Origin of the sequence: Flexithrix dorotheae DSM 6795 (assembly GCF_000379765.1) — a bacterium.
Classification (GTDB): Bacteria; Bacteroidota; Bacteroidia; order Cytophagales; family Flammeovirgaceae; genus Flexithrix; species Flexithrix dorotheae.
The window spans coordinates 45,068-68,444 of record NZ_KB903447.1; the positions used below are offsets into that span (position 1 = coordinate 45,068).

16 protein-coding genes are annotated in these 23,377 nt (G+C 38.8%); 7 read left to right on the forward strand and 9 right to left on the reverse strand.

The features are described 5' to 3' along the window. Positions 1-16 precede the first annotated feature (16 nt). Complete coding sequence (locus tag A3EM_RS46025) at positions 17-5,296, forward strand: golvesin C-terminal-like domain-containing protein (protein ID WP_169513390.1); 5,280 nt, start codon at positions 17-19, stop codon at positions 5,294-5,296. Between the two features lie 263 nt (positions 5,297-5,559). After that, positions 5,560-8,316 carry a T9SS type A sorting domain-containing protein gene (locus A3EM_RS0119615; RefSeq protein WP_157637979.1) on the forward strand — a complete coding sequence of 919 codons (2,757 nt, stop codon included), beginning with the start codon at positions 5,560-5,562 and terminating at the stop codon, positions 8,314-8,316. 310 nt (positions 8,317-8,626) lie between these two features. Here the strand turns inward: A3EM_RS0119615 and A3EM_RS0119625 are convergent, their stop codons facing one another. The 4 genes from A3EM_RS0119625 to A3EM_RS0119640 form a co-directional block, all read right to left on the reverse strand. After that, a complete protein-coding gene (locus A3EM_RS0119625) occupies positions 8,627-9,640 on the reverse strand; it encodes a carbohydrate kinase family protein (RefSeq protein WP_020529948.1) in 1,014 nt (337 codons plus the stop codon). A 42-nt stretch (positions 9,641-9,682) separates the two neighbouring features. Next, positions 9,683-10,249, reverse strand: coding sequence for a D-lyxose/D-mannose family sugar isomerase (locus A3EM_RS0119630; protein ID WP_020529949.1), 567 nt, complete (start codon positions 10,247-10,249; stop codon positions 9,683-9,685). A gap of 239 nt (positions 10,250-10,488) precedes the next feature. Then, on the reverse strand, positions 10,489-11,613 hold the full coding sequence (locus tag A3EM_RS0119635; RefSeq protein ID WP_020529950.1) for a Gfo/Idh/MocA family protein: 1,125 nt from the start codon (positions 11,611-11,613) through the stop codon (positions 10,489-10,491). After that, positions 11,613-12,443: a class I fructose-bisphosphate aldolase gene (locus tag A3EM_RS0119640; protein WP_020529951.1), complete on the reverse strand. Its 831-nt coding sequence runs from the start codon at positions 12,441-12,443 to the stop codon at positions 11,613-11,615. The genes A3EM_RS0119635 and A3EM_RS0119640 overlap by 1 nt, the downstream gene beginning before the upstream one ends. A gap of 96 nt (positions 12,444-12,539) precedes the next feature. Between A3EM_RS0119640 and A3EM_RS0119645 the strand changes: the two genes are divergently transcribed. Beyond that, the gene (locus A3EM_RS0119645; RefSeq protein WP_020529952.1) at positions 12,540-13,244 is read left to right on the forward strand and encodes a GntR family transcriptional regulator; all 705 of its coding nucleotides are present in this window, start codon (positions 12,540-12,542) and stop codon (positions 13,242-13,244) included. A gap of 95 nt (positions 13,245-13,339) precedes the next feature. On the opposite strand, the gene A3EM_RS0119650 is transcribed toward A3EM_RS0119645, so the two are convergent. Further along, positions 13,340-13,699: a winged helix-turn-helix transcriptional regulator gene (locus tag A3EM_RS0119650; RefSeq protein WP_020529953.1), complete on the reverse strand. Its 360-nt coding sequence runs from the start codon at positions 13,697-13,699 to the stop codon at positions 13,340-13,342. 108 nt (positions 13,700-13,807) lie between these two features. Between A3EM_RS0119650 and A3EM_RS0119655 the strand changes: the two genes are divergently transcribed. The 4 genes from A3EM_RS0119655 to A3EM_RS0119670 all read left to right on the forward strand — a co-directional run bounded on the left by A3EM_RS0119655 (position 13,808) and on the right by A3EM_RS0119670 (position 17,062). Beyond that, a complete protein-coding gene (locus tag A3EM_RS0119655) occupies positions 13,808-14,401 on the forward strand; it encodes an NAD(P)H-dependent oxidoreductase (protein WP_020529954.1) in 594 nt (197 codons plus the stop codon). A 3-nt stretch (positions 14,402-14,404) separates the two neighbouring features. Then, positions 14,405-15,052, forward strand: a complete 648-nt coding sequence (locus A3EM_RS0119660; RefSeq protein WP_020529955.1) for a peroxiredoxin-like family protein — start codon at positions 14,405-14,407, stop codon at positions 15,050-15,052. A 4-nt stretch (positions 15,053-15,056) separates the two neighbouring features. Beyond that, positions 15,057-16,139, forward strand: a complete 1,083-nt coding sequence (locus A3EM_RS0119665; protein ID WP_026210424.1) for a bestrophin family protein — start codon at positions 15,057-15,059, stop codon at positions 16,137-16,139. Positions 16,140-16,303: 164 nt separating this feature from the next. After that, entirely contained in the window at positions 16,304-17,062 is a 759-nt protein-coding gene (locus A3EM_RS0119670; RefSeq protein WP_169513391.1) for an MBL fold metallo-hydrolase, read from the forward strand. Positions 17,063-17,170: 108 nt separating this feature from the next. Here the strand turns inward: A3EM_RS0119670 and A3EM_RS0119675 are convergent, their stop codons facing one another. From A3EM_RS0119675 to A3EM_RS43015, 4 genes are read right to left on the reverse strand one after another with little or no spacing between them, the layout of a single operon-like run. Continuing rightward, on the reverse strand, positions 17,171-19,003 hold the full coding sequence (locus A3EM_RS0119675) for a hypothetical protein (protein WP_020529959.1): 1,833 nt from the start codon (positions 19,001-19,003) through the stop codon (positions 17,171-17,173). Beyond that, positions 19,004-20,509: a glycoside hydrolase family 28 protein gene (locus A3EM_RS0119680; protein WP_083925270.1), complete on the reverse strand. Its 1,506-nt coding sequence runs from the start codon at positions 20,507-20,509 to the stop codon at positions 19,004-19,006. 36 nt (positions 20,510-20,545) lie between these two features. After that, positions 20,546-21,970, reverse strand: coding sequence for a sulfatase family protein (locus A3EM_RS0119685; RefSeq protein ID WP_052323370.1), 1,425 nt, complete (start codon positions 21,968-21,970; stop codon positions 20,546-20,548). Further along, positions 21,970-23,370, reverse strand: a complete 1,401-nt coding sequence (locus A3EM_RS43015; protein WP_044239112.1) for an arylsulfatase — start codon at positions 23,368-23,370, stop codon at positions 21,970-21,972. The genes A3EM_RS0119685 and A3EM_RS43015 overlap by 1 nt, the downstream gene beginning before the upstream one ends. Positions 23,371-23,377: the final 7 nt, after the last annotated feature.

Sequence of the window (23,377 nt, forward strand, 5' to 3'; positions counted from 1 at the left end):
AATAGTAATAATGAAAATGAACAAAACGCTAACCCCATTCAGGAGTACAGGGCTGTTCCTGCTGCTGCTGATGCTCAGTGCATATGCACCCAAATCCTACAAAAAGACCAAACCCTCCAAAATAATGACCACTACCGAAACGGTTACGGTCAATATGGAAATAAATGGAGGGCAATGGAATTCTGTGGGGACTTATACTTTGGTTGGAGGAACTGATGTAACCATCACTATCCGGAATGACAATACCAATGGCTATGTAATTGCCGATGCAGTACAATTAACCAAACCTGGAGAAAGCGATATTATTCTGGATAATGCTGATGCCAGCGGAATCACTACAACAGGAAGCTGGATTGCGAGCTCGCATACCAGTGGTTACCATGGTTCAGATTATTTGCATGATAACAACAGCGGCCAGGGTACGAAAAGTGTCACCTACACCACCACTGTTCCTTCTTCTGGTGATTATGAAATTTCTTTAAGATGGACATCGCATGGCAACAGAGCAGATAATGTTCCGGTGGATATTACTTATGAAGGAGGATCTTCCAGCACCCCGGTTACAGGAATCAGCGTAACTCCGGCAAGTGTTACTATTGATGAAGGACAGACTTCCCAATTAACAGCTACTATTGCTCCATCAAATGCTTCAGATCAATCTGTGGTATGGAGTACTTCCAATGCTGCCATTGCTACAGTGGACAATAATGGATTAGTTACTGCTGTAGCGGCAGGTTCAGCCACAATCACAGCCACCTCAAATGACGGTGGGTTTACCGATTCTGCTGCCGTTACGGTAAATGCAGTTAGTTTACCTTCCCCCTGGGTAAATGCAGACATTGGAAATGTTGCAGCTACCGGAAGTGCTACCTATGCCAATAGTACTTTTACACTGGAAGGCTCAGGAAAAGATATTTGGGGAAATACCGATGAATTTCAGTTTGTCTACCAGCCGCTAAATGGTGATGGGGAAATTGTTGCACAAGTGAATAGCCTGACCAATACCAATGCCTGGGCAAAAGCTGGAGTGATGATCAGGGAAAGTTTAGACGGTAATTCAAAACATGCCATGAGTGTAATCACCTGGAGTAATGGTGTGAGCTTTCAAAGAAGAACCAGTACGGGTTCCTCAAGTTCCAGTACTAAAATAGCAGGAATTACCGCACCGATTTGGGTAAAAATGAATAGAACAGGAAATGTATTTACTTCTTCCTATTCTGCTGATGGCACCAACTGGACAGAAGTTGGAAATGTAAATATCAGCATGGATACAGATGTTTTTGTAGGCTTATGCCTTACCTCCCACAATGATGGCACCATCTGTACAGCAGAATATGCCAATGTTAACCTGACTACAGGGGGCAGTTCTCCACAAAGCCAGACCATTACCTTCAATTCCCTCGCTGACAAACAAACAGATGATCCTGATTTTACCCTTTCTGCTACTGCCAGCTCGGGACTTCCTGTAAGTTTCAGTATTGTTTCGGGACCTGCCACAGTGAGTGGAAATACCGTTTCTCTGACCGGTCAGGCAGGAACGGTAACGGTAAGAGCAAGCCAGGCGGGAGATGCAAATTACCAGGCTGCTTCTGATGTAGATCAATCTTTCAACGTAACTCAGAGCACTGGTAATCCTGGTGGAAATTATGCTGATAATATTACCCAGTATGGAGCAACCCTACACTGGGATGCAGTAAGTGGTGCAGAGTATAACCTGCGTTACAGAATTTTAGGGGAAAGCAACTGGAAGGAAGAAACCGGAATTACAACTACCGATTATGTTTTTGACCAGGGAACACCGTATGGAAAATATGAATGGCAAGTACAATCTTTTATCCCTCCCTCCAATTATTCAGGTTATAGTGAACTGGATACTTTTCAAACTGAAAAAGCAGTGTATTTGGAAGGCGGTGTATTTAAAGCTACTCCATACAACTATCCAGGTGTAGATGCTACTACCAAAACGGCTTTACAGGCCATCAAAAACGATGATTATTCTGCCACTCAGGAACAGGAATTTCTGGCACGGATGAAAAGTGAAATTGATTGGTTTGTAGCCAACAGATCCGTAGGAAATGGAGGAGTTTATTTTGAGTCCGAAAAAGCAAGTTATCCGCATACTATGTATCAGTTAATCGATGCAATTGCCAAGAATAATTCATCCAAAGAAGGAAGTGCCAAAAACTTTTTACAGGCAATTGATTATCATGCGGATGGAAAAACTTTAGGCGTTGATTTATATCCAAGTTTCACCTTAAAAGGGCAGTTACCCAAATATTTTTATTTCAGCAAATTCCATAATGTACTGGATAAATCATACGAACAACTGATGAGGGATGCCATTGAAGAATGGACTTTTGACAATAAATCATTTACCAGGGCTTATGACAATTATGTACATACTGCTTCCGGGAATCCAATCGATCCGCTTGGCAGGGAACATCCTTCTTTTAGCGCTGCTTCTGGCTGGGCTCCTGCAGCTAAAAATAGCTGGGTAGATGTACGGGCTACTGATAACCTGAAGTTAATGCGGGAATGTGCGGTTTATTTATTTGCCGAGGAAATAGACAACACGGTTATTAGGGACATCTATAAACAAAGAATCAAAAACCATGTGGCTACTTTGTATCATGTGGGATATAGCGAATGGGATTCTGACCCTTATTATGCGCATGTGGTTCCACCATTACTCAGTCTTTATTCCTACACGGTAGATCCTGATATGAAAAAGATTGCCAAAGCTGGAATTGACTGGTACATGATGACAGGTGCAGCGAAATATTACCGTGGAACAATGGCAGGGCCATTTAAAAGAGTATATGGTCCTGGATCGAGCTTTTCTCTACAAAGTGCCAGTGCAACTGTACCTTATGCTTATTTTGGAGGTGCTCCGGATCTGAGCAATAAAAAGCATGAAAGAGATGATTACATTATTTTCTTAAGCGACTACCGCCCACCACAAGCGATTTATAACTTGGCTCACAAAGATATTCCGGATTATACTGAGCAACTCAATACATATCCTGCATATGGAACTTTTAATCCTACTTCGGCTACTGCGCCTTATTCTTTTGAGACCATGTATTATGGCAAAAACTTCAGGATGGGTAGTGCAGTAAATGTAGCCAGTGATTGGGATATGACTCCTTATGGTGTTACCATGTATGATTCAAATCTGGGTGCAGTTCCTTTCTTAGCCATGAATGCCGGACAATCTGCTGAAAGAGATAAAGTTCACAAGGATCCGGGAGATCAGATTGCTCAGTATAAAAATCTGATGATCAGATTAAGACCAGCTTCAGGAAATGCCTACGATTTTGTCGCTCCTGATTATGCCAGTATTGTTCAGGAAAATGGCATCTGGTTTTTTGAATATGAAAATACCTATGTAGCCTGCCGACCTGTTAATCTTCAACTGGATTCTACCAAAACTTACGAAACAGACTATAAAATTTATCACACCTCTCCTACTGGTGGCACTTATGCCGGTTTTGCTTTGGAAATTGTGGATGAAGATCAATTTGCTAGTTTTGCCAGTTTCAAAACCGCTGTAGCTGCCCAGACACTTGATATATCAAATCTGAGCAATGGAGAAATTACCCTGAACGGTACCAGCGGAGAATACCTCAAAATGGAATATAATACCAGTAATGATTTGCCAAAGGTTTACCGTAATTCAACGGAATTCTATGATTATACGGATCCTAAAAATTTCAGTCCAAGAAAATCAGTTACACCACCTCAGGCGATAATAAGCAATGTAGTAGTAGATGGTGGGGATGTAACTGTTACCGGCACGGCTGCTGACTTAAACAGAGGAGTGGTTTCTCAAAGCTGGAAAGACGGAACCCTAAGGGTTATTGCCGGAGATAAGATTTTTACGTCTACTGTTACTGTAAACGGTGATGTGACTTACAGCGAAGAAGTATTGAACCCGGGGGTAAATGATTTGGGAGAAATTACAGGAATAGAGCTTTATGCTGACGGGCAAAAAGTTGGAGATGCCACTCCAGCGGAAGTAGCAGCCGGATCGTTCAACTTCCAAATCAATAACTTAAAAAATGGTTTTATCGAGATAAAAGTAAAGGCGATTGATGAAGAAGGAAATATCGGTTGGTCTTCAGCTCAGGTAGTAGAAATAACCGATGGGGATGCACAAGCTCCTGCCGCACCGGCAAATTTAACTGCCAATGCGATCAGTCCATCAGAGGTGGCACTTTCATGGGATGCCAATACAGAACCTGATTTTTCCGTGTATAAGCTTTACAGTTCTACTGTTTCTGGTATCACACCTGATGCTACTACCTATGTAGCTGATATATCAGGTGCTACCACTTACACTGTTTCTGCCCTTCAGGCCAATGCTACATATTACTTTAAGCTAACGGCTTTGGATAGTGCCCTGAACGAATCAAATGCTTCAACAGAAGCCAGCGCCAGTACTTTAGTAGAAACAGTTATAACCATTGATGATGATACTTATGTGAAAGAAAATGATCCAAATGCTACTTTCCATACAGATGGTGGTGTTCGGGTAAAATCCGAGAGTGGCAATCACTGGAATGCCTTCCTAAAATTCGATGTCAGTTCATTGCCTTCTACCATTGAAAATGCAAAAATCCGAATGTGGGGAAGATGTGAGGTGGATAAAATTGACACTGATCCTAATTACCTGTATCCGGCTGTCCATGTTTATGCCGCCTCAAGTAACTGGTCGGGCAACACCCTTACCTGGAATAACAGCAGCAATGTAAACCAGGAAACGACTTCACTGGACAATCAGGTTGTAGCTGCTACCACTTACAAAATCTGGTATGAGTGGGATGTTACTCAGTCTTTGCAGGATTCTCTGACAGCGGGAGTTTCAAATGCCAGTTTTGTTTTTAAAGCAAACGGCAGTAATGATCCGTCTAACCATGTATGGACTGTTTCTCAAGACTGGCAACCAGATAACAGTGCACAATTAGTGGTATATTCTTCGGGAAGTGGAAATGCCAGAATTGCCAGCCAGCCTATTTTAAAACAGGAAAAACAACAACAACCTGAGGTGGTTTTATATCCAAATCCGGTAAAAGATGGAATCGCCAAAATTGGTTTTAAAGGGTTTTCTCAGGACAATGCCATCCAACTTAAAATCTTCAATATTGAAGGGAAACTTTTATTGGATGAAAGCATAGAAAATACAACTACAACCTATCAATTAAACACCCAAAAATTTGCTGGAATTAAAGGAATTTTCCTTGTAAAAATTATCTCCGGTGAGTCGATTTTCAACAAAAGGTTAATTATAGATTAATCAATCCTCAAAAGCACTGGGTTTAAAATTTAAACCCAGTGCTCATTTTGCTTGAAACACTAATTTTAATATCCGGGAAATCTTTTGACCTATCCCCGATGGAGTATAACATACCCCTTATAAATTCTAGAATTCAGGCCTAAACCTGAATAAAGCCAAAGAGAATTAAATGATCATTTTTCTCCGCATTGCTACTTTCCAACCAGTATGATCGCTTTTATTTTTTCAACTATCCAAAAAACCTTTCACAAAAACTTACAAAAATGAAAAATTTCATTCCTTATTACCTTTTCAGAGGTACACAGATTTTTATTTTCCTTATACTTTTTTCCAGTTATGGATTTGCCCAGGACAACCGGGCATTTTATGCAGGCTCTTCAGGAAAAGAAACTTTTAATGATATCGTAGAATTGTCGGATGGTACTTTACTGGTCTGCGGACAAGCTGATGACCTGAATTGGATATCCATCAGCAAAACTCAAATTAATAATGCTGCAATTTCTAATCCATCACCTGCCAATAAGTATAGCTTTATTCTGCATTTATCCGCAGATATGTCCCAAATTCTTTCCTGTGCCTATCTGAACCAGGGGGTGGCGGATGACATAAAATCCATTAAGTTTCAGAATGCACCTGGTACAACTACATCTAATATTTTTATTTCGGGAAATACCTCAGGAGGATATTTTATTGCCAAATTAAATCATAACTTTTTAAATGGTGTGCCAAATGATTTTTCATGGGTTTATAACATCAATGCCTCAGGTTATCCAAAATCTTATCATCCCTGGGATGTGGACAATCAGGGAAATGTATTTTTTATTAGAGGAGAATCACATGGTTATAATTGGGCAAGTATTCATTGTCTAAACAATTCAGGAATCCTTAAACCTATTCCAAATTGGCGAACTCACTGGGGAAGTAATGGTGAGGTTTATGGTACTTTAGCTGAACTGGGTTTAACCGAAAATGATATTTCTCATAGTGGCATTGTTTTAAAGTTCTGGGGCAGAGGAGATTTAAGAAGCTGGACGCAAACTGACTATGAGGCCATTATCCCGGATGGAAACGGAGGAACCAAACAGGGAAAATGGCCAATGGATATTCTCTTCAATTCTCCGTGGGATCCGGTGAATAAACCAACCGGAAGTCCAGGCTATACTGGTTATAAAAGACCAGGAACTCCTGTCTATGGCGGTTCCGCGATAGTTATCGATAAAAGAACCAACAATCTTTTTATTGGGATGAACACTAAAAGTGTATTGCCTGATGGAAATCCTGATTTTGAACCAGCTGTTATTGCTATGGACAACTCAGGAGCACTTTTGTGGTGGAGCAGGCTTTATCATGAGATCACACCCCAGGGCCAAATAAGAAACTCCACACCTGATCAATATATTGATCAATTAGAGATTGATTACAGCCAGCCTGCCAGCCAATCCAGTTTGGTAGTTTTGGCCAGGTGTCATGGAAATAATGTAGAGAATTTTTGGGAAGGAAATACCATTGCAATCAATCCATCAGCCAATGGTTTTCAGAATCAGTTTACCGGAAGTAGTGGAAATATCCATATCAGTTGGCTGGGAAAACTTAAACTCACCGATGGCCAGCTAAATGCATCAACTTATGTGGCAGAATTTGCTGAAGGAATGGGCGGGACCTCTGGCAGTCATTCCGATCCAAATCTTGATGGCTGGCCAAGTCCTAATGCGGGTTGGCCTACCCTAAATACAACCAGATGTAGTGATTTGGAAATTGCTTCGGATGGATCTGTTTGTGTTAGTTGTAAAGGCAGAAGGACAATCACTACAGCCAATGCCTACCAAAAAATGGTAAAACCAAGTGAAGGAAATGGAAGCTGGAATCAATTTGTAAGACAATATTCTTCCGATTTATCTAGCATGCTTTACAGTTCATTAGTAGTAGGAGAATGGGATATTAGTAATGGCACAGGTGGAAATAACACAGAAATTTCGAGCATTTTGGCTAAGGGAAATTCCATATTAGCCGTAGGCAAACATAAAGATGATGGAGGTTCGGGAGCTTTGGGTAATCCTATTCCTGTCACTGGAGTACCCTCCTGGGGGGCAAGTCTGCCTTCCAATGAAAGCGCTCTTTCCGTAAAGTATAATACAGGCCCTTCCCAGCCTGAAGAAGGACTCCCTACTCCCTGGACAAATACGGATATAGGTAATGTAGCTGCTACAGGGGATGCCTCCTACAACAATGGAACATTTACCCTTGACGGTTCTGGAAAAGATATTTGGGGAAATACTGATGAATTTCAGTTTGTCTATCAGTCTCTAAATGGGGATGGGGAAATTGTTGCTCAGGTAAACAGCCTTACCAATACGCATTCCTGGGCTAAAGCCGGGGTAATGATCAGAGAAAGTCTGGATGGTAACTCCAAACATGCCATGAGTGTAATTACCTGGAGCAATGGCGTGAGTTTTCAAAGAAGAACCAGTACCGGTTCTTCGAGTGCCAGCACTAAAATTGCCGGTCTCTCCACTCCTGTCTGGGTTAAATTGAGTAGAAATGGAAATGTATTTACGTCTTCATATTCTGCTGATGGCAATAACTGGACAGAAATTGGAAATGTAAATATTAGTATGGATACAAGTGCCTTTGTTGGTTTGTGCCTTACTTCTCATAATGATGGCACTATTGCCACGGCAACTTATGATAATGTCACTGTCAATACAGGAGGATCAAATGCCAGAATTGCCAGCCAATCAATTTTAAAGGAGGAAGTGAATCAACAACCTGAGGTAATTTTATATCCTAATCCGGTAAAAGAGGGAAAAGCCAGAATTGATTTAAAAGGATTTACTCAGGACAATTCCATCCAACTTAAAATCTTCAATATTGAAGGAAAATTATTGTTGGATGAAAATATCAAAAACACAACTACAACATATCAATTAAACACCCAAAAATTTGCTGGAAGTAAGGGGATTTACCTTGTGAAAATTATTTCTGGTGAGTCGATTTTCAACAAAAGATTAATTATAGATTAATTGATCTATCCAAGCACCGGGTTTAAAATTTAAATCCGGTACTTCTTTAAGATTTTAGGTTGAATTCCTCTGCTTGTACAAGCACATTTATACCTAAAAATAGCTGCAAGGATCGTTTTCCAGAATGACAGGAGCTTATGATTTTTCCATTTTAAAGTAATCTTCATCTACTGATGGACTCATATTTTTAAATGCCTGATAATTGAATTCATTCCATAGTTCCCAGTAATTTGCCTTGTTTCTATATCGCTTCACAATTCTTCCACCAGGGTAAGAATTATAGAGTTGGAAATGGGGATGAATCAAACGTCTAAAAATTATAATAACCAAATGTTTCTCCTAATTCCAAAGCTTGGTTTACAGGTAATACACTCTCTGAGCAGGATGGATTTTTTAAAGAAGAAGCCGCTACACAAACACCCAATTTTAAGGCATCCCTTAAATTCCAGTTATCATGCAAACCAAATAATACTCCTGACGCAAAAGCATCTCCTGCGCCTGCTGTGCCACTTATTTGATCCGGAGGAACCTGAACTTTTCCCTGAAATATGGCATCCTGACCTTTCCCCAATGCTAAAACACCGTCAGGTGTATGAAGGAAAATATATTTATTCACGCCAAACTCCAACAATGCCCAAGCTGTTTTTACCATAGCCTGCTTATCAATTTTACCCTCTTTTTCTGTAGGAATTTCGGTAATTCGGGAAGCTTCATATTCATTTACAAATAAATAATCTACGTAAGGAAGAGAAGCCGGAACAACTTTGGAAAAGCGGTCACTATTTTCACTTACAATATCTACAGAGGTTTCAATGTTTCTCCTTTGCAATCCTTGTAGAACCAAAGCTGCATTGGTTAAATTATGATCAGTAACTTCATCCAGCTTGTCCAGCAGCAGTAAATAACCCAAATGGAATATCTTACAATTGAGTTGGTCCAGGGGAAAATGATCAACATCAAGCAGGGCATTTGCCCCTCTGTAATGAAAAAATGTTCGCCTTCCTGAGGCTTTGGATGTCATCACATCGGTATAGGAAGTTCCGAGTTGGTTATTCCTCCATAAAAAATCAGTTCCGATTTTATGTTTTTTGCAATCCTCTAGGATAAGGTCTCCCTCTGTATCATTTCCCAACATGCCTACTCCCAGAAGTGGGAATTCCGCTCCCATTCTGGATAAATTCTTCAGCAAATTATATGGAGCTCCTCCATTGGAAACCGATTCTTCAAGTATGTTACACAAGCCATCCTGGTGGGGAAAATCATTTATTATTTTGTTTTTGTCGAGAATCCAGTTTCCACCTGCTGTAATGCCATTTTTTTCCATTTTCAAATTTGTTTTTTTAGGTTCAATTAAGCGTTGGGAACTCTATTCCTCACTAACTAATCTGACCATTCTGGGCTCATCCTCATCTATTTCGGAAAAGCGGCCAACATCCGGATTGATGAAAAAGTTGTCATTCAAATCATCATTTGCAGTTGAAACTTCTCCAATGATACATTCTTCAGATTCAGGATAAAATTCGTGATAAATTCCTGGAACAATCGTCAGCCGTTCTCCTGAATTCAGGTAAATGATTTCTCCTGAAATGACATCAGACCACTCTCCGTTTATTTTTATTGAAAATGAATCCTTGTTACTTTCCGGCTTTCCTTTCCAAACCTGAATCGCGAGTTTTCCGGTTCTAACAATAATATCTTCTTTCTTCTTTGCATGGCAATGAGCGGGTGTTACCTGACCTTTTTTGGCATACATGAGCTTTTCGCAATATTCATTTTCTTCCGCCAGATTCACCAATACTAACCCCGTTTTGCTGAAATCCCCAAGACCAAAGTCAGTTACATCCCATTTTGGGTTCGGTGGTAATGTCCATCCGTTGGCTTCAAAAAACATTGTAGCTTCACGAACCACCTGATTAATGGATGATCTTTTCATTTCTTTTGATTTAAAACTTTTCTGTTTTTAACATTTTAAGGTAATCCTAAAATACAGATACAGGATCAGCGTGTTCGTGATCCTGTGTTCAATTTAGCAATTTATTGTAATGCGAAATCTCTCAAAAGAGAAGTCCCCGCTAGGAAATTGCCAATTTAGGATGCTGAGGACCATAAGGTGTTTTAACCAGTAATTTTTGAATAATAGAGAATTATGCCTGTATAAAAACTAAGACTCCCTTAAAATCCAATCACTTTATTTTCTTTGGCAGATTCCAGGGCAGCATTAAAAATTTTATGGCTCAATAATGCCTCCTCTGGTGTTGCACAACCAAACTTTTCTCCTAATTTCCCTTCTCTTTCCAAAAAATAAGCCCCTAGCATTTGTTGAAAACAATCCGGAAAACCTGGTTCAAATATTCCTCCGGTGATGGAAGGAATAACTGATTGAAAACCTAAATCTTCCTGTTGCCAAACCTGTGCTTTTTCCTCCTGCTTAAATGTCCACAAAGTTTTGGGAGCTTTAGTACTGTACTTCACTGCTCCTTCAGTTCCAATTACTTCAATAAACCAGGTATTGGTTTCGGATGGGGCAATTCTTTTCATCTCCAGGGTCATTGGGACGGTATAATCTTCTTGGGCAATTGTGGTATGCAAGATAGCATTATCCCAGGTATCACAGTCCGCGGTCCCTCCTTTTCCATCAGGTCGTGTCTTTACAATTTTCTGTAGGTTGGCATATACGGATTCTGGCTTAAATCCCATTCTAAATGGAAGGTGAACCGCATGCATACCCAAATCCCCCATAACTCCGATTTCCCCACAGAATTTTGTCATTCGTTTCCAGTTAATCGGTTTATTAAAATTCAAATCACTGGAATGATGAAACCCTGATTTTACTTCAAGTAAATGACCAAGTTTTCCTGAATTGACATAGTCTAATACCCGCTGAGGACCAGGAAGAAAAGGAAATTCTGAACTGCACCTCACAAACCTGCCAGTTTCCTTAATCTTTTCAATTATAGTTTCACAAGCATTTTCATCAATTCCAAAAGGTTTTTCTGCAATTAAATCTTTGCCTGCTTCAAGTACATCGATATAAATTTGTTCGTGTAAATTATGCGGAACCGCTACATAGACCACATCTATTTTAGAGTCATTCAACAATTCCTTATAATTGTTGGTAAAAACTTCAATAGTTCCTACCTGTCTGTACCAGTCAAAAATGGATTCATTTAAATCACAAAGTCCATATAAAACTGGTTTTACGGGCATATCAAGCAAAGCAAACCATCTGCCGAATGCGCTTGCAGCTTCTCTACCCATCAGTCCTCCACCGATTATTCCAACTTTTACTTCTTTCATTATTTTAAAAATTTAGCTGCTTCTTTTGCTGTGGCATTTTCGTGAACGATAGCCATTAAAGCTTTGGTAATTCCTGAAGGATTTTCGTGTTGAATCACATTTCTTCCATATACAATCCCTGAAGCCCCTTGTTTCATAAGTTCTTCAGTTCTGTTTAATATTTCCTCATCAGAAGCTCTGCCTCCTCCCCTTACCAATACCGGAACATCTCCAGCTACCTCAATTACCTTGTGGTAAATGGTAACATCATCAGTGGGGTCTGCTTTAATAATATCAGCTCCTAATTCCACAGCCTGTCGAACCAAGGGCAATATTTTTTCCTCATCCCCATCTACCATATAGCCTCCTTTTTCCTCATTTGGCTGGAAAACCAATGGTTCTATCATCATAGGCATGCCCAAAGCTTCAGAAGCAGGTTTTAATCGCAAAATATTCTCGATGCATTGTTGGGTAACCTCAGGTGCCCCTGGTATTTGAAATAAATTAACACACATACAAGCAGCATCATTCCTCACAGCCTGCTCTACACAATCTTCCAACATCAGGCTAAAAGCAGCTTTAGGAAGAGACTTTCCATACACATTCGCAACGTCAGTTCTTAAAACTAAAGCAGGTTTTTCCTTTCCGGGAATTCTTTGGAGGTATTTCGCCTGACCTACAGTTAGTTGAACTGCATCGGGCCCTGCTTTCACCACTACCTTTATGGCACTCTCCAAATCCTCAATTCCTTTTAGAAATCCAAATTCATTAAAAAAACCATGATCTATGGCCACATCAAAACATTTGTTGGATTTGGCATTAAATAATCTATTAATTCTGTATTGCTTCATGATATTCTTGTAATTACAAATTATTCCTATTTAATTTGGTAATAATAATATGAGCAATACTAAAAAAAATAACTTGTAATTACAAGTTAAAAAATTATGAACAAGCCTAAACACCAATTATTATACGAAAAACTCAAGGATCTCATTGAAAACGGGACTTATAAACCCGGAGATTACCTCCCTTCTGAAAACCAGCTTTGTCAATCTTTTGATACGGCCAGACCCACTGTAAGACAAGCTCTGCTTTCCTTGGAGAATGAAGGGCTTATTAAAAGGTATCAGGGAAAAGGAAGTATAGTACAATCCTTAAAAAAAGGAATTGGAATTTTATCTATAGAAGGAACCACTTTAGGATTTCAGGGAAAGGAACTAACCACGGAAATTATCATGAAGCCAACATGGCAACAATTTCCAAAACCATTTTGGTTTTCACTTTCCTCTACCGAAATAGATGCTGGCTGTATAGTACTTGAAAGGTTGAGAAAAGTGGAGGGAAAACCTATTTTATTTGAAACTACTTATCTCCCAAACATCAACCTGCCAGGCTTTACCAGAAGAAATTTGACAAACAAATCTCTTTTCAAGATTTTGACTGAAAATTACAATATTAAAATTTTAGGCGGTGTTCAAAAATTCTGGGCTCAACGTCCAGAACAAAAAACCAGAGATTTATTAGAAGTAAACAAAGAGGTTCCTCTTCTTCATTTAAAAAGGAAAATAGAAACCAACAGATTTGGTTTCTATATTTACTCTTCCCTTTATTGTAATACCCAGGAATTCTTTCTTGAAGGAAGATTTTAAGTAGAATAATTTATCAAGGGTTTAAGAAATAATGTTATTGAACAGCATTACTCCTTTTCACCTTTGGGAAACCTGGTAAACAATCAGGAAAGCCTTTACAAGGTAATTATTCTGCATTTTTCAAATTTAACTTCCTCAAATGACTCAAAAGTCCACTCACTCAGAGCTTTCAATACAGGAAGAAGTGCGATTCCTTTGTCTGACAATGAATATTCCACTCTTGGAGGAATTTCAGCATACTTTTTTCGAATAATTAATCCATCCGCTTCAAGCTCCTTTAACTGATCGGTAAGCACTTTTTTAGAAATTGTAGGCGTAAACATCAAAAGTTTTCCAAAGCGCATACTGCCATTTGCCAACAGGTAAATAATTATAGGTTTCCATTTCCCGCCAATGATGTTCATGGCATGTACTAAGGAACACATATTTGGATTATCAATGACTTTTCTTCCCATAAGTTACTTTTTGGTTACCACTTTTTTGAGTGTTTAAAAGAATAATAGTATCAAATTTAAACTATTATTAGTTTATTTGCTAAACAAATAGACAATAAAAAATAAAGCATGAAAAAAATATTCATTCTAAACGGACATCAGTATTACCCTTTTGCTGAAGGAAAACTAAATAAAGGGTTAGTTGAAAAAGCGACTCAGTTACTTGAAGAATCAGGTTTTGAAGTCAAAACCACTATCACCGAGCAAGATTATGAGGTGGAAGAAGAATTGGAAAAATTTCTATGGAGTGATGTGGTCTTTCTTCAAACACCATTGAACTGGATGGGAGTAACCTGGAGTTTTAAAAAATACCTGGATGAAGTCCTAACTGCCGGAATGATGGGCAAAATGTCGAATGGTGATGGAAGAAATGCTGAATCTCCTAAAAAAAATTATGGTTTGGGAGGATTGCTTAATGGAAATTATATGCTTTCTGTAACTGCTAATGCACCCAAGGAAGCTTTTAATAACCCGGATGAAAAATTCTTTAATGGCAAAAGCGAGGACGATTTATTACTTCCCATGCACATGAATTTTAAATGGTTTGGACTAAACCCTCTCAAAACTTTTTTTGCTTATGATGTGATGAAAAATCCTGAAGTGGAAAATGATTTTATCCGATTTGAAAAACATATTAAAGAAGAATTAATTCAAAAGGTTTAAATAATGAAATTACAACAAAGTCTTGATAAATTAAAAGAGAAGATTGAAGGAAAAATGCCTTCCGAATATGTGGAAATCATGCACCAGTCTACCAGAGATTTGGAAGCTTCGGGCATTGGAGATCAGATATTAAAGGAAGGTGAACCTGCTCCTGAATTTTCTCTGGTAAATCAAAAAGGGGAAGTTATTTCAAGTAAAAATTTATTGAAAGAAGGCTTATTGGTCATTACCTTTTACCGAGGGGTATGGTGTCCTTATTGTAATACAGATTTGGCCAATTTAAAACGCTATACCGCTCAGTTAAATAAGTTGGGGGCAACAATGGTAAGTATATCCCCGCAATTACCAAAATATAACCAGCAAATTGTCGAACAACAGGGATTAAATTTTGATTTACTAAGTGACAGAGGAAATGAAATTGCTTCGAGGTTTGGCTTGCAATGGAAAATGGTTGATCCCCTTAAATCCTTGTACAATGAAAAATTCACCATCAGCCTGCCAAATTATAATGGAGATGATTCATGGACTTTACCCGTTCCGGCTCGCTTTATAATAGGTAAAGATGGGATAATCAAATATGCAGAATATTCTGTTGACTATACTAAAAGACCGGATCCTGAAGTATTAATTGAAGCCATAAAATCACTATAAGCTAATGTATGCTAAGCGGAATTATTCATTAAAAATAATGTTGTTATGGACACGTAGAAACATTTATAAGTTCATCATCATTTCTACCATTCCAACGGTTTTATACGTAGTTTTCGATTGGAAATTCATCCATTTGCCCTGGTTTCCATTAGCCATGGTAGGTAGTGCATTGGCGTTTATTGTAGGCTTTAAAAATAATGCTTCATATGGGCGCTTATGGGAAGCACGAAAAGTTTGGGGAGGCATTGTAAATGCTTCCCGTTCTTTTACTATAATGGTTAATGATTTTATAACCCACGAACACACCATAGTAAGTCGAACTGACCTTGACCTTTCCAGGATCAGAAAAGAAATAATCATGCGCCACATTGCCTGGATGACAGCATTAAGACATGCCTTAAGAGCCCCGAGAGGATGGGAAATGTCTAATGTCAACAGCTCCGACATTGAATACATGAAAGATGTTAAAATTAACGAACGCATATATTCATTGGAAGATGAACTTCAAGGTTATTTGTCACCATCAGAACAAACCTACATTTTAAGCAAAAAAAACAAGCCTGCTGCCTGTTTAAATCTGCAATCCAAACAATTGAGAACCCTGAAAGAGAGTGGATATATTTGGGAATTTTCCTTTTTAGAAATGGAACGGTTAATTACGGAATTTTTCACCCTTCAGGGGAAATTGGAACGGATTAAAAATTTCCCATATCCGAGACAATTTGCCACTTTAAACCTGTTCTTTATTTGGATTTTTATTCTGCTTTTGCCTTTTGGAACTATAAATGTATTTGATGAGATTGGTATGAAAATATTGGAGAGTTATGATACCCCACCATGGTATATTGAAATTATCAGACAGGGATTTGTGTGGCTGGCAATCCCCTTTAGCGTGATCGTTTCATGGATTTTTCATACAATGGAACGTATTGGAGAAGTTTCAGAGAATCCTTTTGAAGGAATTGCCAATGATGTACCGATTACCACTATGTCAAGAGGAATAGAAATTGACATCCGTGAAATGATTGATGATGACCCAACAAAAATTCCACCTCCAATTCCAGAACAAAAAGGTATCCAGATGTAGATCTCTGATTATATATTTGGAGTTCAGAATTAAAGACAAACCGGAGTGGAAAAAGGGTTTGTTTTTCACCAATAAACAAAACACCATTGATCGTAACAGAAAATTTCAAGTATGAAGATATTACAGGTTTTAAATTTGGAAAACTTCCATTTGGTAAACCTAAAATGTTTTCACACATTTACTTTATTGATGGACTGTTGATAGACACCGGGCATAGCAGAATGAGAAAACAGATTGTCGCTAAAACGCAAAACCTGGGAATAGAACAGATATTTATCACTCATCATCACGAAGACCACTCTGGAAATATTCAGGTATTGCGTGAAAATTTCCAATGTGACATCTTTGCTTCAACACTATGCTGCTCAATAATGAAGTCTCCTCCAAAATTGAGCTTTGTGCAATACTTGCTTTGGGGAAACAGAGAATCTCAAAATGACTTGCTGCCCAAGGATGACTATATTGAGACCAATCATTTCAGGTTTAAAATAATTCCTATCCCCGGTCATGCTTCAGATATGGTTGCTCTATATGAAGAAAACAGACAATGGTTATTTTCGGCAGATTTATACGTAAATTCCTACATTGGCTACTTCCTTAAAGACGAAAGCATCGCAACCCAAATTAATTCTATAAAATCAATTCTGGAACTTGAATTTAAAGCGCTACTTTGCAGCCATAACCCGCAGCTAATTAATGGCAAACAAAAATTAAGGGACAAGCTTAGCTTTTTGGAAAATTTCTTTTCTCAGGTTTCCATCTTAAGTGAGAAGGGCTGTTCTGTTGACGAAATTTTTAAAAGACTAAAACTTAAAGAGTACCACATTATTAAATTCTTATCTAATGGAAACTTGTCAAAGACTAATATGATTAAATCTGTAATTAGAGATTTAAAAAATCAAAAACCGACATTTGTGAATTAGAAAAACCCCATTTTTTTACAAAAAAAGGGAAAAATAAAAAACGCCATTGCCTGAAATTTTTCAATACATCGGGGTAAATATTTTTCCCTCTTTTGAGAAAAAACCGGGTTAAGGCTTGGGTACAATTATACCTTCAAGCCCAAATTCTTTCCATCCAGTTTCGGCAATTGCCTTGTAATACACATCGAAAGATTCCCGGTCACGGGTCCAGCGCCATTGCCCCAATGGTGTGTGCACAGGATAATTGTCAATTCTATCCAACATTTCACTACCTAAAGTTAAGCCATCCCAAATGAGCTGCTGCAATGCTGGGGTTTGGTATTCTTTGCCACGGCTCCACAAACGATAACCATAAACGGCTTGTGCCATAGCCATTCTTTCCCTGGTGAAAATAACCGTTCTGTTAATGGTATGGTAAAGATTGTCAGCCACTTTTTTATCTTCAATAAATGGTTTGGCTTTTTCGAATTGCTGCATAGCCTCTTCTGCCAGATTTACTGCATATTGCTTTTCAGTGATAATATCATTTAGAAATTCCTCATTCATTTCTTCTCCCGGATTAAGCCAGCCTGCATCCAGCACCCAGCTAATGTCCTTTCGTAAACCAACAGTATCCGTTTTAAACTTTGGAAAAGCAAGACGGTTTATCACATCTTTATAATTATGAAGATCTTTGTTCACTCCGTGTTTGATAGTACTTATTTGCTGATTAACAGGATACCATTCTCCGGTGGTGTGGGTCTGATAAATATTATCCCTGTGATAATTTAAACGGGAATGATTGGCAGTATGTGTGCCCATGGTATACATAGAGGCCATAATGGTGTTCCATGCCGAGTCGAATAATGGTTTGATAGGTGTTAAAACTTGTTCCCCGTAAGTGTTCCTAATAAAATTACTGGTAATTTCATTGTGGGACATATCCGGATTTTCAGCTAGCTCTGAAAGCAAATAAAGATTTAACTCACCAGGGGTTCCTACCGCAGCTGTTTCTTCAAATCGATCGCTTCTGGCACAAAACCCAGTAACATTTTCGAATTGATGATAATATTTAAAGGCATCCGCAAAATACTCCGGAAAAGTATTTAGAATAACATTTTCACCCGCGTATTCCATACCACAATCGTATTCAATAACAACAGGGAAAGGAATATCTGCCAGATAATCCTGATAAGGGTAAGTCATAAACCAATCATGTGGAACCATCTTAATCATTACAGTAATATCATCCCTTTTAATTTTTTTGAGAGCCTCAATGATATTATCTTTCTCAAATTGGTTGTAAATAAAGGTACGAATGGTAAGTTTCAACCCTTTTTTATCAATGAAATAACCTCCCAGAGAATCTACTAGTGCAGCGATTTTTTCACCCCCTGTTTTCATTTTATCTGAATGCTGATAAAGTACATATGAACCCGTTTCTATAAAAGTCAATACCACCCCATCTAACTCAGGCGCATAAGACAGCAGAGTATCATAATCCTGATATACCCATTCCCAAAATTCAGGGTTATCAAGATCGAGCTGCTTGTTTATTCCCCCTTCGAAATGTTTGGTATGGTGGGTAAGATCCTGTTCCTGATCACTCTCAACCTTAAATCGGTCAGGGTAATAATCCAAATGGTAAAAAGCATGGTCCCATACAAACACATCTTCAATTCCACGTTTATGAGCCTCCTCAATAAAAAAGTTAACATCATTTCGCTTCTTTTCATTTTTCAAATCTTTCAGATCATGGCATAATTGATAATGACTTAATTCGATATGATTGATACCATATTTAGCCGCAGCATCCAAAGTTTTTAATCCATTCTCCCGATGATTAGAAAGGATATTCCAGCCGCGATAAGAATATTTTGAGTCTGGTTTTTCCTGTTTTTGTGATGCACAGCCCAACAAGATCAGACCAACAATAAGTATAAAGAAATTTCTTTGTAACATCTATTCGGTAATTTTAATTGAAGAGTTTTCCAATTTGTAATGCTGAAGGTGATCAGCCGAGGATTTAACCAATGGATTTGAGAGGATTCCCCCATCCATATTTTCGCCATAAACCACCATTAAATCCGTTTGTCTTGGTGATTCATAGTTGTGTCTGAATTTTAAATCAAAGTCTCCATTAATTAATCTCACCGGGATTTGCCAATCTTCCGGAACGTCCTCTTTTGGCCAGTCAATGGTCAGGTCTTTCAGCTGAAAATTGTGTAAGTTTTTCACTACTACAGCAGCCCTTTTCTGAATGAGATGCGGTTGGTTTAGTGGAAACTGTCCACTTTTTATATCTGCTCCCACAGCAACAGGATCTTCAATAAATTGAAAATCCAGATGCATTTTAGAAATGTTTAGATTATCGATACTTGAGCCATCGTCTGCAGTAATGAGTAGCCGACCATCTGTTTTGCAAATCACCTGGTCAATCATTACATTTCTAATATGCCCTAATTTGGAATTTTCATTCCGTTTGGTAATCATAATCTGAATAGGCCGATTAAGTACCAATGGTGCTTTTGTAGTTCCAACAATATTGGATACTACTACCCCGTCAACTGTACAACCATCACGGACATAAATGGCAAATAATCTGGAGGCAGCCTTAACCACACAATTGCTAAATGAAATCCGCCTGTAATCAGCATAAGATTCCGTTCCTAATTTTAAAGCTGCACAAAGGGTTTCTATTGTGCAGTTTGTTACAGTGATATCTTCACAGGGTTTGCCATTTTTCCAGGTTTTCAGTACAATACCATCATCACATGTGGTAATGTCACAATCTGAAACACGTACATCCTGACTTCCTGTAATATCAATTCCATCTGCATTGGGAGCATACAGGCTATTGATAATTCGAATACCCTGAATTAAGATATCCGAGCTATGTAAAACATGACACGTCCAGTTTGGTGAATTAGTCAGGGTAATATCCCTAATGATGATATTTTCTGAATCTGCTATCTCGAGCAAGGCATTTGGCCTTTCTGGTTTGGCCTTAATCCAATGTGGGAGTAAAGGCTGATTTTCCCAGTAATGCAATCCCTGTCCATTCACTGTTCCACTACCACAAATGGTAACTTTTTTGGTGTTTTTTACTGATATGAGGTATTGACGTTTGATGGAATTTCCATGCTGGTCAAATCCTTCGTGCGTTGCATAACTTGATAATTCCTTGCTTCCAAGAATGGTAGCTCCCCCATCTATGTAAAATGTTACATTTTCTTTCAACTCAATACCTCCGGTTAAATAATTCCCTGGAGGAACAACTACACGCCCACCTCCTGCTTTATACGCTTCATCAATAGCTGCCTGCATAGCTTCGCGATTATCCGTAACTCCATCTCCTACAGCATTATAATCCAGAATATTATATTCCATATTGCCAAAGGCAATTATTGGTGATGTAAATAGCAGGAAAATCAATATTACCCCTAAAACCTTACAAATTCTCATCATTCCTATTTTATACTTAAACTATTAACCTTATCTCGTTTATTTATTCTTTTTTATACGTTCGGCCAATTGATCTTTTACAGGAACCACCTTGGCTTTATGTTGTTTTACCATGAGATCAATCGCCTCCACTACTTCAGGAAACTCATCAGCAATATTGTACTTTTCTGAAGGATCAACCTCCACATTATACAGCAATGGTTTTTCATGGACAATTTTGTTATTATCCTTTGTATATTCTGTTTCGGTGATGTAATGTAATTTATATGGACCTTTTCTGGCTGCATAAATACTTGTCCCACGATAGTAGTACAATTCCTCACGTGGTGATTGTACCAAATCTAACAATACAGGGCTCAAATCGTACCCATCCATAATCCTGTCAACCGGCATTTCTATACCTGCCAGATTGCTACAAATGTTAAACAAATCCAAGGTTGAACCCATTTGATCCACAACTGCAGGTTTCACTTTTCCGGGCCACCAGAAAATGGCAGGCACTCTCATCCCCCCTTCCCAGGTAGTTCCTTTTCCATCATGTAACAAACCAGCAGATCCTCCATGATCTTCGTAAGAAAGCCAGGGACCATTGTCAGAAGTAAATACCACCAATGTATTTTCATCTAATCCGGTTTCTTTCAAAGCTTCCATAATTTGACCAACTCCATGATCTATTTCCTGAACCACATCTCCAAATAGCCCTCTTTTGGATTTACCAAGCATTTCCTTTGAGGCAAACAAAGGAACATGTGGGAGGTTATGAGCCAGATACAAAAAGAATGGCTTATCCTTATTTTCTTTTATAAAACTAACTGCAGCCTCATTATATCTTTTTGTTAAGGTTTCCTGGTTTGCCGGACGTTCATATTCTGCTTCATCTTTAAGAAGTGGCACATTAAAATACTCTGATTTTGCTTCCCAGAAAACCTCCTTGCGAGAAATTTCCTTGGGCTTCTTCCGGTCCATATCATTGCTGTATGGAATTCCAAAATAACTATCAAATCCATTGTTAGTGGGTAAAAACTCCTTCCGGTGGCCAAGATGCCATTTTCCAACCGCAGCCGTAGTGTAGCCTGCATTCTTTAGCTGTTCAGCAATAGTAATTTCATTTTGTGGTATTCCTCCTGTGGAGTTTGGAAACAATACCCGGCTTTTGTCACTACACATTCCGCTCCTTACAGGATAACGACCTGTTAACAGACCTGCACGACTGGGTGTACAAACAGAAGCGGCAACATAGAAATTTGTCCATTTTTGACCCTCATATGCCATTTTATCCAGCTGGGGAGTAATAATAGTTGGATGACCATAGCAAGAAAGATCCCCGTACCCAAGATCATCCGCAAATATAATGATGATATTTGGCTGAGATTTCTGACCTTTCACCGGATTTGTGCTGCTCATCAATAAGGTGATAAGTCCTGCAAAAGAGATGATTGATAATTGTAATAAATGTCTATTCATTATTTTAATTGTTTAGGATTCCAATAAGGTGATTTCGTTCTTGCAGTGAGTAAATAATTTTCTATTGTTTTAACAACCTCCGGGTTTTCCGCACTAATGTTGTTTTGTTCTGCTTCATCATTTGCCAAATCGTAGAGCTCTAGTTTGCCTTCCAAACCTTCTCTTACAGCTTTCCAGTTTTTCCATCTCACCGCCTGAAAAAATCCGCCTTCATGAAACTCCCAATACATAAACCTTTCTGTTTCAGGCAAATCCTGTCCTAAAATTTCAGGAAGTACATTGATGCCATCAATACCTTCAGGAGTTGATCCTCCAGTGAATGCAGCAAGTGTGGGCAAAACATCGGGAAAATACCATGGGTAATCGCTAACTACACCGGCAGGAACCTTACCCGGCATACGCACAATCATTGGAGTCCGGATACCACCTTCATACATATCGCGTTTCCTCCCTCTAAGTTTCCCCGAACTATCAAACCTCCCCTCCCATCTTCTGGCAGCACCATTATCGGAGCAAAAGAAAATCATAGTATTTTCATCCAAACCCAAATCTGCTATTTTGGTCATGATATGCCCCATATCACGGTCAATTTTTGCTACCATAGCGGCATATACCTTTTCATTTTCCGTCCAGTCCTTATCCTTAAAATTCACTAAATCTTCATCAGAAATATGGTAATGGTCATGTGGCAGACAATACGGCAGGTACAGGAAAAAGGAAGTATCTTTATTATTCTCAATAAAATCCAGGGCAAAATCAGTAAACAGGTTGTGACTGAAAGTGACATTAGATTTATTAAAAGCAGCATCATTTCCTTCCAGCCATAGGGTATCTTTGTTGTGCCAGAAATAATCTATAAAGTGATCGTGAGCACGTTTCTGATTCAGGTATCCCAACCACTGATCAAAGCCCTGTTCATTTGGCACACCTACAGAGCCTGGCTCTCCAAGTCCCCATTTACCCGTAATTCCGGTAACATATCCTGCATCTTTGAGCACTTCTGCTATGGTGATATCCTCAGGATTAAGCGGTACACGTCCAGGATTACCTGAAAGCTCTGCCGGAACAGGAACCTGTGATTTGTTTCCACGAACTGTTGTGTGTCCTGTATGCATACCAGTCATCAGGGTACTTCTGGCTGGGGCACAAACCGGTGATCCAGAGTAGCAGTTTGTGAAACGGATTCCTTCAGCGGCCATTTCATCGAGATTCGGAGTAGGAACAACCTGCTGGCCAAAACTCCCCAGATCACCATATCCAAGGTCATCTACCATCACAAAAATGACATTCGGTTTGGATACAATTTTTAGAGGCTGTTCTTTTGGAGAGGAACACGCGCTAAGCACTAAAAAAATCCCTGTAAAAAGGTTTAGTAGACTTGTTAGTTTGCTATACTTCATATTAACT

Coding starts and splice junctions, on each gene's coding strand:
- A3EM_RS46025 (WP_169513390.1), top strand. CDS start 17: ATGAACAAAACGCTAACCCCATTCAGGAGTACAGGGCTGTTCCTGCTG.
- A3EM_RS0119615 (WP_157637979.1), top strand. CDS start 5,560: ATGAAAAATTTCATTCCTTATTACCTTTTCAGAGGTACACAGATTTTT.
- A3EM_RS0119625 (WP_020529948.1), bottom strand. CDS start 9,640: ATGGAAAAAAATGGCATTACAGCAGGTGGAAACTGGATTCTCGACAAA.
- A3EM_RS0119630 (WP_020529949.1), bottom strand. CDS start 10,249: ATGAAAAGATCATCCATTAATCAGGTGGTTCGTGAAGCTACAATGTTT.
- A3EM_RS0119635 (WP_020529950.1), bottom strand. CDS start 11,613: ATGAAAGAAGTAAAAGTTGGAATAATCGGTGGAGGACTGATGGGTAGA.
- A3EM_RS0119640 (WP_020529951.1), bottom strand. CDS start 12,443: ATGAAGCAATACAGAATTAATAGATTATTTAATGCCAAATCCAACAAA.
- A3EM_RS0119645 (WP_020529952.1), top strand. CDS start 12,540: ATGAACAAGCCTAAACACCAATTATTATACGAAAAACTCAAGGATCTC.
- A3EM_RS0119650 (WP_020529953.1), bottom strand. CDS start 13,699: ATGGGAAGAAAAGTCATTGATAATCCAAATATGTGTTCCTTAGTACAT.
- A3EM_RS0119655 (WP_020529954.1), top strand. CDS start 13,808: ATGAAAAAAATATTCATTCTAAACGGACATCAGTATTACCCTTTTGCT.
- A3EM_RS0119660 (WP_020529955.1), top strand. CDS start 14,405: ATGAAATTACAACAAAGTCTTGATAAATTAAAAGAGAAGATTGAAGGA.
- A3EM_RS0119665 (WP_026210424.1), top strand. CDS start 15,057: ATGTATGCTAAGCGGAATTATTCATTAAAAATAATGTTGTTATGGACA.
- A3EM_RS0119670 (WP_169513391.1), top strand. CDS start 16,304: ATGTTTTCACACATTTACTTTATTGATGGACTGTTGATAGACACCGGG.
- A3EM_RS0119675 (WP_020529959.1), bottom strand. CDS start 19,003: ATGTTACAAAGAAATTTCTTTATACTTATTGTTGGTCTGATCTTGTTG.
- A3EM_RS0119680 (WP_083925270.1), bottom strand. CDS start 20,509: ATGATGAGAATTTGTAAGGTTTTAGGGGTAATATTGATTTTCCTGCTA.
- A3EM_RS0119685 (WP_052323370.1), bottom strand. CDS start 21,970: ATGAATAGACATTTATTACAATTATCAATCATCTCTTTTGCAGGACTT.
- A3EM_RS43015 (WP_044239112.1), bottom strand. CDS start 23,370: ATGAAGTATAGCAAACTAACAAGTCTACTAAACCTTTTTACAGGGATT.